This is a genomic window from Saccharopolyspora pogona (genome assembly GCF_014697215.1).
GTDB classification, from domain to species: domain Bacteria; phylum Actinomycetota; class Actinomycetes; order Mycobacteriales; family Pseudonocardiaceae; genus Saccharopolyspora; species Saccharopolyspora hattusasensis.
This window is the reverse complement of the sequence record NZ_CP031142.1, coordinates 4,496,434-4,509,772: the sequence shown is the minus strand read 5'-3', so window position 1 is coordinate 4,509,772 and position 13,339 is coordinate 4,496,434. Positions and strand designations below refer to the sequence as shown.

Genomic DNA, 13,339 nt, shown 5'->3' with positions numbered 1-13,339 from the left:
CACGGATTCGTTCTGGCTCGCCAGGGAGCCGATCCGCGCACCGTGTGAGGCAGGTTCGATGGTCGATCATGCGCTTGGCCACTCCGCTGTCGCGAAGCCGCGGACGGGTTTGCTGGCCTGGATCACCGCGCGCCGCGTGGTGCTCGGCGATGTCATGTTCGTGGTCGTGCTGTGCGTGTTGCACGGCTTCGACCTCTCCATCGGCGAGCATCCGCCGTGGATGGTCTGGTGGTGGCCGTTGCTGGTGAGCGTGCCGGCCACCAGCATGCTGCCGCTGCGGCGACGGGTGCCCTGGCTGGTGCTGTTCGTGCTGCTGGCGGTCACCATCGCGCTCACCCTGCTCAAGCTCTACATCGGCGGGCTGAACCTGGTGATCCTCGTCGCGGTCTACTCGGTCTGCGTGCGCGGATCGCGGACCGCGTCGGTGACCGCCGCGACGATCGCGATGGTCTACCCCGTCACCGAGATGGTCGTCTACGAGCTGTCGCCGGTGGAAAGCCTGCTGCGGATCGCGGGCGCGGTGGTGAACCTCGTCATGGTGATCGGCTGGGCGCGCGCGATGCAGGTCGGCCGGCGCCGCGCGAGGCAGCTGGAGCAGACCCTGGCGCTGCTCGACGAGGCCCGCGACCAGCTCGCCGCCGATGCCGCGGCCATCGAACGGGCCCGCATAGCAAGGGAGTTCCACGACATCGTGTCGCACAACCTGTCCGTGGTGGCGTTGCGGGCGGGCGTCGCGCGGGCGCTGATCGACCGCGACCAGGAGCACGCCCGGCAGACCTTGCAGGAGCTGGAGCAGACCTCCCGCGGCGCATTGGGGGAGATGCGCAACCTGCTCAACGTGCTGCGCGATCGCAACTCCGCCGGTCAGGACCCGATGGACTGGCAGCCGACGCCCAGCCTGGACGGCGTGGACAAGCTGGTGGAGTCGGTGCGCGGCGGGCGCGTGGTGTGGAAGCTCGACCGGCGCGGCCAGGTCCGCGAGCTGGGCTCCGGGGTGGAGATGACCGCGTACCGGATCGTGCAGGAGGCGATGACCAACGTGCTCAAGCACGTCGGCTCCGGGCGGGCGCGGGTGCTGCTGGACTACGGGCCGGACGCGTTGCGGATCGAGGTGACCAATCACCTCGGCGGGCTGGACGTGGTGGAGGCCCGACCGGTCTCCCAACAGTCGGGACACGGGCTGATCGGGCTGCGGGAACGCATTGCGCTGCTGGGCGGGACCTTGACCGCGCATCCGGTTTTGAACGGATTTCACCTTGAAGCCGTGCTACCGTGCGCGGAAAATTCGGACCTGCCCTGAGCCGGAATTCGGGGGGTCCGGACCGAGGAGGCCCGGCGTGGAAACTGCGGACACGACCGTCCTGGTAGCCGACGACCAAGCGATGATCCGTGCGGGGCTGGTCGCACTGCTGTCCAACGAACCGGGCCTGCGCGTGCTGGCCGAAGCCGCCGACGGTGAGGCGGCGCTGTCCGCGGTGCGCCGCCGGCGGCCCGACGTAGTGCTGATGGACGTGCGGATGCCGGGCAAGGACGGCATCGCGGCGGCCCGCGACATCATCGCGGAAACCGGCGGCGAGACCTCGGTGATCATGCTCACGGTGCATGACCTCGACGAGTACGTCTACGCCGCCTTGCGCGCCGGGGCCAGCGGTTTCCTGCTCAAGGACGCCACGCCGGAGGAGCTGGTCAAGGCAGTGCACACCGTCGCTGCTGGGGATGCGCTGCTGTCGCCGCGAGTCACCAAGCGGCTGTTGCGGCGCTTCGCGGCGCTGGGCGTCCGCGACGCCCGCAGCGAGTTGAGCGCGCTGACGGAGCGGGAGCTGGACGTGCTGCTGGAGGTCGCGCGCGGCGGGTCGAACGCCGAGATCGCCCGCAACCTCGGGCTGGCGGAGCTGACGGTGAAGTCGCACCTCTACCACGTGATGCAGAAGCTGCACCTCAGCTCGCGCACCCAGCTGGTGATCATGGCCTACGAGACCGGCCTGGTCTGCCCGGGCCAGGCCAACGTGGGCCCGCGCCGGGCCTCGGCCTGACCTGGTGCCGCAATTTCCATTGAAATCGGACATTCGATTTCAATGGAAATTGCGGGGTCACGGGGACGGGGCCGAGCTGGGTGGCGGGGTCTAATGGGGGCATGAGCTCTGCACTGCGAGTCGGACTTGTCGGATACGGCCTCGGCGGCGCGATCTTCCACGCTCCACTGATCGCAACCCACCCGTCGCTGCGGCTGGCGGCGGTCGTCACCGCCCACCCCGAGCGGCAGCAGCAGGTGCGCGCCGAGCACCCGGAGGCCGCGGTGGTCGGTGACATGGACGCGCTGCTTCGGCGCGGACTCGACCTGGTGGTGATCGCCAGCCCGAACCGCACGCACGTCGAGTTGGCCACCGCCGCGCTGGACGCCGGGCTGCCGGTCGTGGTGGACAAACCGTTCACCCCGACCTCGGGCGAGGGGCGGCAGCTGATCGAGCTCGCGGCGGCCAAGGGGCAGCTGCTGACGGTCTTCCAGAACCGCAGGTGGGACAGCGACATGCGCACGGTGCGCAAGCTGCTGGACGACGGCGAACTGGGCCGGGTGCACCGCTTCGAGTCGAGGTTCGAGCGGTGGTCGCCGACGCCGAAGCCGACCTGGCGGGACTCCGGCGGCGCGGAGGACGTCGCGGGCATCCTCTACGACCTGGGCAGCCACCTCATCGACCAAGCCCTGCAGCTGTTCGGACCGGTCGCCGCGGTCTACGCCGAGATCGACTGCCGGCGGGCGGGGGTGCGGGCCGACGACGACACGTTCATCGCGCTCACCCACGCCAACGGCGTGCGCTCGCACCTGTGGATGAGCAAGGTTGCGGCGCGCCCGGGCCCGCGATTCCGGGTGCTCGGCGATGCGGCCACCTTCACCAAGTACGGCTTGGACCCGCAGGAAGCCGAGCTGCGCGCCGGGCGCCTGCCCGTCGACGACAGCTGGGGCCGGGAACCGGAAGACCTGTGGGGTGTCCTGGGCGTCGGCGACGACGTCCGGCGGGTGCCCAGCGAAGCTGGCGACTACCTGGCGTTCTACGACGGGGTCGTCAAGGCACTGCGCGACGGCACACCGCCGCCGGTGGACCCGGCGGACGCGGTGGCGGCCCTGGACGTCATCGCGGCTGCTCGCCGCTCCGCCGCCGAGGTCACCGTCGACCGCCTCCTCTAGCGGATCGGGCGAGGGCACCCGTGCCCCAGTTGGCCGGTCACGGGTGCCCGTCACCCCGTCGCCGAACGCGTTGGTGCCTTCACCGGGCTTCGGGCCGACCGCCTGCGGGACGGACATGAGCAGGACAGTCCGAAGTGGATCGGTTCATGTTCCCCGATTTGCCTTGTTCTGCAACGAAACGAAAGCTTGATCACCAATCCGCTGTTGAGGAGCCGATGGTCGGTCCTACCGCCGGGCGCAGGGTACCGAGGAGCCGTTCGTCCGCCGGAAACCTCGGAGGGGCCTGGGGGCTTGTGCTGTTCGGGCGGCGCTCGGCGTGTGGTACGGCGACGAGCCCTCGATGTAGGCCGAGTCGAGGCCGGCGAAACCGGCCTTCGCCAACGCTGTGAAATCGGTGTTGTTCGGCAACATCCGATACATCGCGACCATCGACGAATCGCCGCGCGGGTGCGCGACGGCGTCGCCGAACACCTCGACCAGGCGCGCATTGTCCTCCGTCGTCTCGAACATCAGCGAAGGGCCATCGACGCCGCGAGCCTCCCGGTTGAGGACCACTCCGCCCCGATTGACGAGCGGATGCTCCCGGACGAACGCCTCCGCCCCGAGCAACCCTTCCTCCTCGCCATCGGTGATCAGCAGCACGACGTCGTTGCGCAGCGGATTCCCGGTCCGCAGCGCCCGGGCGGTCTCCAGCATCGCCACGAGCACGGCCAGCGCGCACGCCAGCCCGGCCGCCAACCGGAACCGCGTGTAGATCAACTTTCCAGTCACGGTGCGAAAGCTATGGCGGCGAAGCGGGTCGCGGAATGCGGTGAGCAGCACTGATCAGCCATGGTTTTCCGCAGGATCCCCGAGTTGCGAACCAGCTGGTGCCCAGCACGCTGAATGGCGGGGTGCCGAGCATTAGGAGCCGGGATGAGCAGTGAGATCAGCACCGAAACCACCGGGGCCACCTGGACCACCACGCCCGCCGTGTCCGAACACCTGGACGCGCAGGAGGTCGACGGGCTGCAGCTGTGGTGGCGGGCCGCCAACTACCTGTCCGTCGGGCAGATCTACCTGATGGACAACCCGCTGCTGAGGGAGCCGCTGCGCCCCGAGCACATCAAGCCCCGGCTGCTCGGGCACTGGGGCACCACGCCGGGCCTGAACTTCATCTACGCCCACCTCAACCGGGCGATCCGGGCCCGCGACCTGGACATGATGTACGTGATCGGGCCGGGGCACGGCGGCCCCGGCCTGGTCGCGGCGGCGTGGCTGGAGGGCACCTACAGCGAGGTCTACCCGGACGTCGCGCAGGACTACGAGGGCCTGCGCCGCCTGGTCACCCAGTTCTCCTTCCCCGGCGGGATTCCCAGCCACGTGGCGCCGGAGACGCCGGGCTCGATCCATGAGGGCGGCGAGCTCGGGTACTCGCTCTCGCACGCCTTCGGCGCCGCCTTCGACAACCCCGACCTGATCGTGTCGTGCGTCGTCGGTGATGGCGAGGCGGAGACCGGACCGCTGGCCACCAGTTGGCACTCCAACAAGTTCCTGGACCCGGTCACCGATGGCGCGGTGCTGCCGATCCTGCACCTCAACGGCTACAAGATCGCCAATCCGACGGTGCTGGCGCGCATCCCGGAGGACGAGCTGCTCGGCATGCTGCGCGGCTTCGGCTACGAGCCGTACCTGGTGTCCGGTTCGGAGCCGGAGCCGATGCACCACCTGTTCGCCGCGACGTTGGACCGGTGCCTGGACGAGATCGCCGCGATCCAGCGCCGGGCCCGCCGGGACGGCCGGATGCTGCGGCCGCGGTGGCCGATGATCGTGCTGCGCACCCCGAAGGGCTGGACTGGACCAGCCACTGTGGACGGTAAGCAGGTCGAGGGCAGCTGGCGGTCGCACCAGGTGCCGATCAGCGACCCGCGCAACGATCAGGCGCACCTGCGCCAGCTCGAATCCTGGATGCGCAGCTACGAACCGGCCGCGCTGTTCGAATCCCACGGCGCGCCGGTGCAGCGGATCAAGGACCACAACCCGTCCGGAAAGCGGCGGATGAGCGACAACCGGCACGCCAACGGCGGTCTCCTGCTGCGCACGCTGCGGATGCCCGACTTCCGGCAGTACGCGGTGCGGGTGGACGAACCGGGCGCCACCATCGGCGAGGCCACCCGGGTGCTGGGCGGTTTCCTGCGCGACGTGATGCGCCTGAACGAGGACGAACGCAACTTCCGCGTCTTCTCCCCGGACGAGAACAACTCCAACCGGCTCAACGCGATCCTCGACGCCACGTCCCGGACCTGGGACGCCGAAACCGAACCGGGCGACGACTCGCTCGCCCCGGACGGCCGGGTGATGGAGATCCTCTCCGAGCACACCTGCCAGGGCTGGCTGGAGGGCTACCTGCTCACCGGTCGGCACGGGTTCTTCTCCTGCTACGAGGCGTTCGCGCACATCGTGGACTCGATGGTCAACCAGCACGCCAAGTGGCTGAAGGTCACCGACCGGCTCGCCTGGCGGCAGCCGATCGCGTCGCTGAACTACCTGCTGACCTCGCACGTGTGGCGGCAGGACCACAACGGCTTCTCTCACCAGGACCCGGGGTTCATCGACCACGTGATGAACAAGAAGGCCGAGGTGGTGCGGGTGTACCTGCCGCCGGACGCGAATACGCTGCTGTCGGTGGCCGACCACTGCCTGCGCAGCCGGAACTACATCAACGTGGTGGTGGCCGGCAAGCAGCCCGCGCCGCAGTACCTGGACATGGATGCGGCGATCGTGCACTGCACCAGGGGAATCGGGATCTGGGACTGGGCAAGCAGCGATCAGGACGGCGAGCCCGACGTGGTGATGGCCTGCGCTGGCGACGTGCCGACGATGGAGACGCTGGCGGCCGTCGACCTGCTCCGAGACCACTTCCCGGACCTGCGCATCCGGGTGATCAACGTGGTGGACCCGATGCGGTTGCAGGACGAGCGGGAGCACCCGCACGGGTTGTCCGACGCCGAGTTCGACAGCCTGTTCACCCGCGACCGGCCGGTGATCTTCAACTACCACGGCTATCCCTGGCTGATCCACCGGTTGACCTACCGGCGGCACAACCACGACAACATCCACGCCCGCGGCTACAAGGAGGAGGGCACCACGACCACGCCGTTCGACATGTGCGTGCTCAACCAGATCGACCGGTTCAACCTGGCGATCGACGTGATCGACCGGGTGCCGCGACTGGGCTCGTGCGCGGCGTACGCGCGAGAAGCGCTGCAGACCAAGCTGATCGAGCACCGGCAGTACGTGTCGACGCACGGCGAGGACATGCCGGAGATCCTGGACTGGGTCTGGTCGGCGCGATGAGGGTGCTGACCGTGAACGCGGGCTCCAGCAGCCTCAAGCTCGGGTTGCTGGACGGCGACGAGGCGGTCGCGGAGGAGACCCTGGAGCGCTGGGAGGGCGGGGCGGAGCCGATCCGCAGGTTCCTCGACGAGCACGGGGCGGACGCGGTGGGGCACCGCGTGGTGCACGGAGGCACGCGGATCGTCGCGGCGACCGTGGTCGACGACAGGGTGCTGTCGTATTTGGAGTCGTTGACCGAGCTCGCCCCGCTGCACCAGCCGCGCGCGATCGCCGGGCTGCGCGCGGCGCGCACCGCTGAGCCGGACACGCCGTCGGTGGTGTGTGTGGACACCGCGTTCCACGCTGGGCTTTCGACGGCTGCGGCCACCTACGCGCTGCCCCGGGAATGGAACCGCAAGTGGGGGTTGCGCCGTTACGGGTTCCACGGCTTGTCGCATTCCCATGCGGTGGTCCGCGGCGCGGAGCTGGCGGGTTTGCCGCCGCGGCAGGGGCGGGTGCTGTGCTGCCACCTCGGTGCCGGTGCGTCGATGGCGGCGGTGCGTGACGGCCGGTGCGTGGACACGACGATGGGTTTTACGCCGGAGGAAGGCCTGGTCATGAACACCCGCAGCGGCACCGTGGATCCGGGCCTGCTCGGCTGGCTGCTGAACACGAAAGGCGTTGCGCCGCAAGATCTTTTCGACGTGTTGGCGCAGCGCTCCGGCCTGGCCGGGCTGTCCGGGGTTTCCGGTGATCTGCGCGATGTGCTGGCCGCTCGCGACAGCGGCGACGCGGACGCGACGGTGGCCGTAGACGTGTACCTGCACAGCCTGGTTCGGCACGCCGGGTCGATGATCGCGGTGCTCGGCGGGTTGGATCTGCTGGTGTTCACCGGCGGGATCGGGGAGCACCAGCCGCCGGTGCGGTCGGCGGTCTGCGAAGCGCTGAAATTTATCGGAACCAAGGTGGATTCGGGGCTGAACGAGGAGGCGACGCAGGACGCCGACATCTCCACGCCCGGTGCTGCGGTGCGCACGGTGGTGGTGCAGGCCCGTGAAGACTTGGAGATCGCCCGCCAAACCCGCGCCGTGGCAACACTGGCCACGTGACATCGCACCTCACCTGATCGGTGAGCCGACGCGGGGTTGCCGGGAGCTACCTCTACGTTGTCGATCAAGGACATTCCGGGGGGAGAAGGCCGTTCTGGGGCAGATGGAGGCTCCTGTTTCCCGGGAAGCCGTGCAAGAACGGCTCGCGGAGCTCGGGGTGCACGTGGTCGATTCGGGATCCGTCCGGCCGGATGTGGTGCTGGCCGGGGAAGTCGTGTTCTCGGTTCGCTCGCCGGACCTGGAGGAGCAGAAGCTCGGCTTACCGTTCATACCGGAGCCCGAGTTGTAAGAGGCGCTTCTGCGTGGTGGGCAGCCCAGTTCCGCTGACGTGATCTTCGTGTACCACGACGCGCTGGATGGAGCGCATCGTGGATAGGAGTTGGAACGGCGTCAGCATGCCGCTGGCACCGATCGGGGCCCCACGAACGCCGACTCCGAAATCGGGGTGGGGCGGCGCCGGATCTCCACCATCGCACCGGATCTGGACGCCGCTGAGGCCGAGCTGCAGCGGCGCGAAGATGGCTGAGTGCCCGGTTCGGGTGCGGCGCACGGGCACAGCTTGCCCAGCAAGTGGCAATGCCTGGGGATCGAGGCCGATCGCACGTGTCCGAGCCGGGGTTTGCGCAGGCCCGGGGCCGTGAGGCTTTCGGGTTGCCATAGCACCTTCGAGTGGATCAAGCAGCGGACAGGTCCCGCGGCTGCCGCAATTTCAATGGAAATCGCCCCGTCGATTTCCATTGAAATTGCGGCACCCCAGCCGGGCGGACCCGGGGAGCCGGCGCCGGGACCCGGCGCGCGAGTCGCGGCGCGACGGAACCTGAGGTGCGAAAACGGGTCTCCCCCTGCAGCCCAAAAGACTCACGGCCGAGTGACCAGGCGCAACACGCACCTGCCAGGCTTTGAGTTCCAGGCATTGCGCGTTGGGCGCCCTTCACCTGCGATTTGACCGGGCGCGGGAGTTCCAGAGGACGCATTCTTCGCAGTAGCCGCTGCCGTGGTTCCGCCACCACTGGCAGCAGGTTGTCCGGCGGGGCCACGGGTCGCGCTCCGGGTCGATGTCGAGCAGGTGCTCGCGGCCGGTGGCCGCGCGGAGCTCGCGGGCCGTGGCGATGGCGTCGCCAGGCATGCCGGAGCGTTGCAGCCGCCAGAGCACCGTGCCGAGGGAGCCGACCGGATTTCCCCAGTATTCCTGGCTTTCCGGGGCCGGTCCGCCGAGGGCGTGCAGAGCTCGGGTCAGCGGTTCGAACACCCGGTCGAGCTGTTCCTGCCACTGCTGCGGGCTGCTCTCATCGAGCTGATCGCCGGTCGGGCGGAGTCCGGAGAGGCGGCCTTCGGCCGTCACGGCGACGCGCAGCCCGTCCAGCGAGGGGAGCGGCGCGCCGAGGTGGTACTCCGGCACCGTGGCGCAGCAGGCGAGCCAGCCGAACCGGAAGGCCACCAGCACGATTCCGGCCCGTTGGTGCCGAAAGCCGCCGCGTTCCTGCCATTCCGCCACGCAGCGCGCCAGCCACGGCCCGGCCGGATCGCAGAACTCGTCCCAGGGCACCGTCGGAATGCTGGGGGAGCGGATCGTGCCCGGCCTCGGGAGGATTCGGTCGCATTCCCGGAGCCGCCCCAGCAGCACGGCCGGGGAGCAGGGCTCGGTGGTCATGGTGCGCGCTCCTGGTCGTTCCGGGGATCACAGTGTACCCGGACCGTTCGGACTGCTTCGCATTGCGAAGAGTGGGCAATGTGGACAGATGTCCGCATCCCGCGCTGTCGGCGGAATTCGCCGGATCGGCCCAAGCGGAACGGCTCGCGGCGACGCTCTGCGCAGGGCCCGGCGGTTGGCCTTTGGCGTGTTTGCGCTGGTGGTCCGGCATCTTGCCATCTTTCGTGCCGCTGATCGGCCGATTCCGGAGGTAACGCATTGTCAACAATCCGTTCATTGACAGGTTGAACCGGGCGACCTAGCGTCTCTCCCCAACGCATCACTCGAATGGGTGATGCATGCGAGGGAGGCGTGAGCCGATGCGCAGAAACGAAATCTCCCGACGACAGTTGCTCCGCGGTGGCGCGACGGCCGCCCTGGCCCTGCCAGCGGCCGGATTCCTTGCCGGGTGCAGCTTCACCCAACCCGGCACCGGCCAGTCGGCGGGATCCACATTGGACCAGATTCGCAAGCAGGGCTTCGCCCGCATCGCCATCGCCAACGAACCGCCGTACACGCAGATCAAACCGGACGGCACGGTCACTGGGGCGGAACCCGACGTGGTCGCCGCCGTGCTGAAGCGGATGGGAATCCCGGAGATCCAGGGCGTGGTCACACCTTATGAGTCGATGATCCCGGGGCTCAACGCGAACCGGTGGGACATCATCGCCGCCGGGCTGTTCATGAAGCAGTCGCGGTGCGGACAAATCCTCTACTCCGAACCGGAAATCGTGTCGACGGAGTCGTTCGCGGTGCCGGCGGGCAACCCCAAGAACCTGACCAGCGTGGCATCCGTCAAGGCCGATCCGACGGTGAAAGTTGGAGTGCTGCCAGGCGGTTTCGAGGACGGCGCGCTGAAGACGCAGAACGTGCCGGCCGCGCAGATGGTCAACATCCCCGACGGCCGCAGCGGGATCGAGGCGGTGCAGGCCGGGCGGGCCGACGCGTTCTTCCTGCCGACCCTGTCGCTGAACTCGCTGAAGACCGACGGGATCGACATCACGCCGCCGATCCAGGACGTGCAGCAGACCGGCTCGGGCGCCGGTTTCCGCAAGTCCGACCAGGACCTGGTCAACGCCTACGACGAACAGCTGCGCGCGCTGAAGGCCAGCCCCGAGTTCGATCAGATCCTCTCGAAGTGGGGATTCTCGGCGGACGCGGCCCGGAGCGTCACCCGCGACCAGCTCTGCGCCGTTGCGGGCTGACCCGGGGGAGCCCAGCGCATGTCCCAGATCCTCCCGTTCCTACCGCTGCTGCTCAACGGCCTGCTGATCACGCTCGCGCTGACCGCGGTGGGCATCGTGATCACCGTGGTCGTCGCCTTCGCGGTGGGCCTGTGCCGCATGTCGCGGCGACGCTGGCTGAGCTGGCCGGCCGGGGTGTTCATCGAGATCTTCCGCGGCACGTCGATGCTGGTCCAGCTGTTCTGGCTGTTCTTCGCCCTGCCGTTCTTCGGGGTCCAACTGGTGCCGTTCGCCGCGGCAGTGCTGGCGCTCGGGCTCAACGAGGGCGCCTACGGTGCGGAGATCGTGCGCGGTGCGATCACCGCATTGCCGCGCGGCCAGCGCGAAGGCGCGATCGCGCTGAGCCTGACCCCGTACCAGCGGCTACGGTTCGTCATCCTGCCGCAGGCGATCCCGGCGATGATCCCGCCGTTCGGCAACGTCTTCGTCGACCTACTGAAGAACACCTCGCTGGTGTCGCTGGTGACCGTCGCGGACCTGACCTTCCGGGCTCAGATGGTGCGGGCGACAACCGGCGCCACCGCAGCGGTTTTCGGCACCATCCTGGTGCTGTACTTCGTAGTGGCGTACTTGTTGTCCATCGCGACGGCCTGGTTCGAGCGCCGGATGGACCCGGCTCGGCCCGCACCGCGGCAGCCCGTGATCCGCCCGAGGCGGGTGGTCGGTCCATGATCTGGGACTGGTCCTTCGCGGCGAGCATCGTCCCGTCCCTCTTGGGCGGGTTGTGGGTGACCGTTGAGGTCACGCTCATCGGCACGGTGATCGCGCTGCTGCTCGGGCTCGTGGTGGCTGTCGTCCGGTACTCGCGGATTCCGGTGCTGGGCAAGCTGTTCGGCTTCTTCGTCCTGTTCGTGCGGGGCACGCCGCTGCTGGTTCAGGCGTACTTCGCCTTCTACGTGCTGCCCAACGTCGGGGTGCAGTTCTCGCCGCTGGTCACCGGCATCATCGTGCTCGGCATCAACTACAGCGCCTACACCGCCGAGGTCTACCGCGCCGGGATCCAAAGCGTGCCCGCCGGGCAGTGGGAGGCGTCGACGGCGCTGAGCCTTTCCGCCTGGCAACGCTGGCGTTTCGTGGTGCTGCCGCAGGCGGTGCGCGACGTGATCCCGGCGCTGGGCAACTACGTGGTGCAGATGTTCAAGGACTCGGCGATCCTGTCCGCCATCACGGTCTTCGAACTGCTCAGCCACGCGACCTCGATCGGGTCCAGCAGCTACCGCTACCTGGAGCCGCTGACCATCGCGGGCCTGCTGTTTCTGGCGGTCAGCCTGCCGGCCGCGAAGCTGATCAAACGATTGGAGCTGCGCCTTGCGCATCCGCGATGAGGACGTCCCGCCGATGATCTCGTTCGCCGGCGTGGGGAAGTCGTTCGGCGACAACCAAGTGCTGTGCGAACTGGACCTCGACGTGGCCGCTGGGGAGAAGGTCTCCATCATCGGACCGAGCGGCTCCGGGAAGACCACCATCCTGCGGCTGCTCATGACGTTGGAGCAGCCGGACAGCGGGCTGGTCGAGGTCGACGGCGAGCCGCTTTGGGACTGTCGCGGCGACGTGGGCGCGGCGGACACCCGGCAGCAGGCAGCGGTGCGGCGCAAGATCGGCATGGTATTCCAGCAGTTCAACCTGTTCCCGCACATGACGGTCCTGAACAACGTCACCTTGTCGCCGGTCCAGGTGCTGGGAATGCCGCGGGAGGAGGCCGAGCAGCGCGCGGTCGACCTGCTGCAGGTGGTCGGGCTGGAGAAGCACCTCGGCCACAAACCGGGCCAGCTCTCGGGCGGCCAGCAGCAACGCGTGGCGATAGCCAGGGCCTTGGCCATGCGCCCCAAGGTGATGCTCTTCGACGAGGTCACCTCTGCCCTGGATCCTGAGCTCATCGGCGAGGTCCTCGCAGTCATCCGGGACCTCGCCCACACCACCGCGATGACGATGCTGCTGGTGACCCACGAAATGCGCTTCGCGGAGGAGATCTCGGACCGAGTCCTGATGTTCGACTCCGGGGCAGTGATCGAGTCGGGTCCACCCTCAACGATCTTCGAGAACCCCCAGCACGAAAGGACCCAGCGCTTCCTCAAGGCAGTCCTCGAACGTAAGTGACCGAGGTGAGCGGCACCCTTGGGCGACTGTGCCACCTCTTCAGTGCCGCTCAAGGGTGCCCCTCACCCATCACACGATCGGTTAGGAGTGACGGGCACCTTTTGTCGACTATGCCGGTCGACTATGCCGGTTGAAGGTGCCCTTGGCATCGGGCACCTGGCGGGATCTGCGGCAATGTTCGAGTATGCACTCTGACCAGCACAAATAGTGCTGAGGGGGACCGATGTGTACCGAGAGTTTCCGACCCTTGGACAACCCTTGGACAACCCTTGGACGGGCTGTAGGCGGACTGGCGTGGCCTGGCGGTGAGCCAGTGGCCCGGTTGCAAGACGGCGATTTCCTGCCAGGTGATAGCGCGGTGATCGCGACGGCTGCCGGTGTGATGGCGGAAGCGGTCATAGAGCTTGTGGGGGCTCTACACCGTCGCTGGGCGCTTGGGACGTGCGTGGTGGGCCTGCCGGTGAGCTGGCGCGGCTTGAAGCAGCGTTAGAGGTTCTGGAAACCGCGCTTACGGGTGCGCGGCGGAAGGTTGCTTCGGTAGCTGTTGGGCCTCGTCGGCGGGCTGGCCTTGCTGGAGCTGAAGCGGGCTAAGTCGTGAGGAGTGGCGGGGCAGATCCTTTCCGGACTGCTCCGCCACTTGTATGCGTGGGTGGTGATCACCTACAAGGGAGTGGCTCTGTCCTCTTCCCGCCGACCTGCC

13 protein-coding genes are annotated in these 13,339 nt (G+C 68.3%); 11 read left to right on the top strand and 2 right to left on the bottom strand.

Annotation, left to right across the window (positions count from 1 at the left end; translation table 11 throughout):
• Positions 1–58 precede the first annotated feature (58 nt).
• From DL519_RS20525 to DL519_RS20515, 3 genes are all read left to right on the top strand, one after another.
• Positions 59–1,300: a sensor histidine kinase gene (locus DL519_RS20525; protein ID WP_223839322.1), complete on the top strand. Its 1,242-nt coding sequence runs from the start codon at positions 59–61 to the stop codon at positions 1,298–1,300.
• Between the two features lie 37 nt (positions 1,301–1,337).
• Positions 1,338–2,033 carry a response regulator gene (locus tag DL519_RS20520; RefSeq protein WP_190817180.1) on the top strand — a complete coding sequence of 232 codons (696 nt, stop codon included), beginning with the start codon at positions 1,338–1,340 and terminating at the stop codon, positions 2,031–2,033.
• Between the two features lie 101 nt (positions 2,034–2,134).
• Positions 2,135–3,184 carry a Gfo/Idh/MocA family protein gene (locus tag DL519_RS20515; protein WP_190817178.1) on the top strand — a complete coding sequence of 350 codons (1,050 nt, stop codon included), beginning with the start codon at positions 2,135–2,137 and terminating at the stop codon, positions 3,182–3,184.
• A gap of 225 nt (positions 3,185–3,409) precedes the next feature.
• On the opposite strand, the gene DL519_RS20510 is transcribed toward DL519_RS20515, so the two are convergent.
• Positions 3,410–3,955 carry a M28 family peptidase gene (locus DL519_RS20510; RefSeq protein WP_223839320.1) on the bottom strand — a complete coding sequence of 182 codons (546 nt, stop codon included), beginning with the start codon at positions 3,953–3,955 and terminating at the stop codon, positions 3,410–3,412.
• Positions 3,956–4,099: 144 nt separating this feature from the next.
• Between DL519_RS20510 and DL519_RS20505 the strand changes: the two genes are divergently transcribed.
• The 4 genes from DL519_RS20505 (at position 4,100) to DL519_RS20490 (ending at position 8,134) form a co-directional block, all read left to right on the top strand.
• Complete coding sequence (locus DL519_RS20505) at positions 4,100–6,520, top strand: phosphoketolase family protein (protein WP_190817176.1); 2,421 nt, start codon at positions 4,100–4,102, stop codon at positions 6,518–6,520.
• Complete coding sequence (locus tag DL519_RS20500; RefSeq protein ID WP_190817174.1) at positions 6,517–7,608, top strand: acetate/propionate family kinase; 1,092 nt, start codon at positions 6,517–6,519, stop codon at positions 7,606–7,608. The genes DL519_RS20505 and DL519_RS20500 overlap by 4 nt, the downstream gene beginning before the upstream one ends.
• A gap of 103 nt (positions 7,609–7,711) precedes the next feature.
• Positions 7,712–7,897, top strand: coding sequence for a hypothetical protein (locus DL519_RS20495; protein WP_190817172.1), 186 nt, complete (start codon positions 7,712–7,714; stop codon positions 7,895–7,897).
• A gap of 90 nt (positions 7,898–7,987) precedes the next feature.
• Positions 7,988–8,134, top strand: a complete 147-nt coding sequence (locus DL519_RS20490; protein WP_190817170.1) for a hypothetical protein — start codon at positions 7,988–7,990, stop codon at positions 8,132–8,134.
• Between the two features lie 405 nt (positions 8,135–8,539).
• Here the strand turns inward: DL519_RS20490 and DL519_RS20485 are convergent, their stop codons facing one another.
• Positions 8,540–9,259: a hypothetical protein gene (locus DL519_RS20485; protein WP_190817168.1), complete on the bottom strand. Its 720-nt coding sequence runs from the start codon at positions 9,257–9,259 to the stop codon at positions 8,540–8,542.
• Positions 9,260–9,618: 359 nt separating this feature from the next.
• On the opposite strand from DL519_RS20485, the gene ehuB reads away from it, so the two are divergent.
• The 4 genes from ehuB to ehuA are packed head-to-tail and all read left to right on the top strand — an operon-like array spanning position 9,619 to position 12,639.
• Positions 9,619–10,503 (top strand): ectoine/hydroxyectoine ABC transporter substrate-binding protein EhuB, encoded by an 885-nt coding sequence (gene ehuB, locus DL519_RS20480; protein ID WP_190817166.1) that lies wholly within the window; start codon positions 9,619–9,621, stop codon positions 10,501–10,503.
• An 18-nt stretch (positions 10,504–10,521) separates the two neighbouring features.
• A complete protein-coding gene (gene ehuC, locus DL519_RS20475) occupies positions 10,522–11,214 on the top strand; it encodes an ectoine/hydroxyectoine ABC transporter permease subunit EhuC (RefSeq protein ID WP_190817164.1) in 693 nt (230 codons plus the stop codon).
• Entirely contained in the window at positions 11,211–11,867 is a 657-nt protein-coding gene (ehuD, locus tag DL519_RS20470) for an ectoine/hydroxyectoine ABC transporter permease subunit EhuD (protein ID WP_190817162.1), read from the top strand. The genes ehuC and ehuD overlap by 4 nt, the downstream gene beginning before the upstream one ends.
• 13 nt (positions 11,868–11,880) lie before the next feature.
• On the top strand, positions 11,881–12,639 hold the full coding sequence (gene ehuA / locus DL519_RS20465) for an ectoine/hydroxyectoine ABC transporter ATP-binding protein EhuA (RefSeq protein WP_190824102.1): 759 nt from the start codon (positions 11,881–11,883) through the stop codon (positions 12,637–12,639).
• The last annotated feature ends 700 nt before the right edge of the window (positions 12,640–13,339 follow it).

Bases quoted from the DNA above. Each gene is read 5' to 3' on its own strand.
- DL519_RS20525 (WP_223839322.1), top strand. From the start codon at position 59: ATGGTCGATCATGCGCTTGGCCACTCCGCTGTCGCGAAGCCGCGGACG.
- DL519_RS20515 (WP_190817178.1), top strand. From the start codon at position 2,135: ATGAGCTCTGCACTGCGAGTCGGACTTGTCGGATACGGCCTCGGCGGC.
- DL519_RS20505 (WP_190817176.1), top strand. From the start codon at position 4,100: ATGAGCAGTGAGATCAGCACCGAAACCACCGGGGCCACCTGGACCACC.
- DL519_RS20500 (WP_190817174.1), top strand. From the start codon at position 6,517: ATGAGGGTGCTGACCGTGAACGCGGGCTCCAGCAGCCTCAAGCTCGGG.
- DL519_RS20495 (WP_190817172.1), top strand. From the start codon at position 7,712: ATGGAGGCTCCTGTTTCCCGGGAAGCCGTGCAAGAACGGCTCGCGGAG.
- DL519_RS20485 (WP_190817168.1), bottom strand. From the start codon at position 9,259: ATGACCACCGAGCCCTGCTCCCCGGCCGTGCTGCTGGGGCGGCTCCGG.
- ehuB (WP_190817166.1), top strand. From the start codon at position 9,619: ATGCGCAGAAACGAAATCTCCCGACGACAGTTGCTCCGCGGTGGCGCG.
- ehuC (WP_190817164.1), top strand. From the start codon at position 10,522: ATGTCCCAGATCCTCCCGTTCCTACCGCTGCTGCTCAACGGCCTGCTG.
- ehuD (WP_190817162.1), top strand. From the start codon at position 11,211: ATGATCTGGGACTGGTCCTTCGCGGCGAGCATCGTCCCGTCCCTCTTG.
- ehuA (WP_190824102.1), top strand. From the start codon at position 11,881: ATGATCTCGTTCGCCGGCGTGGGGAAGTCGTTCGGCGACAACCAAGTG.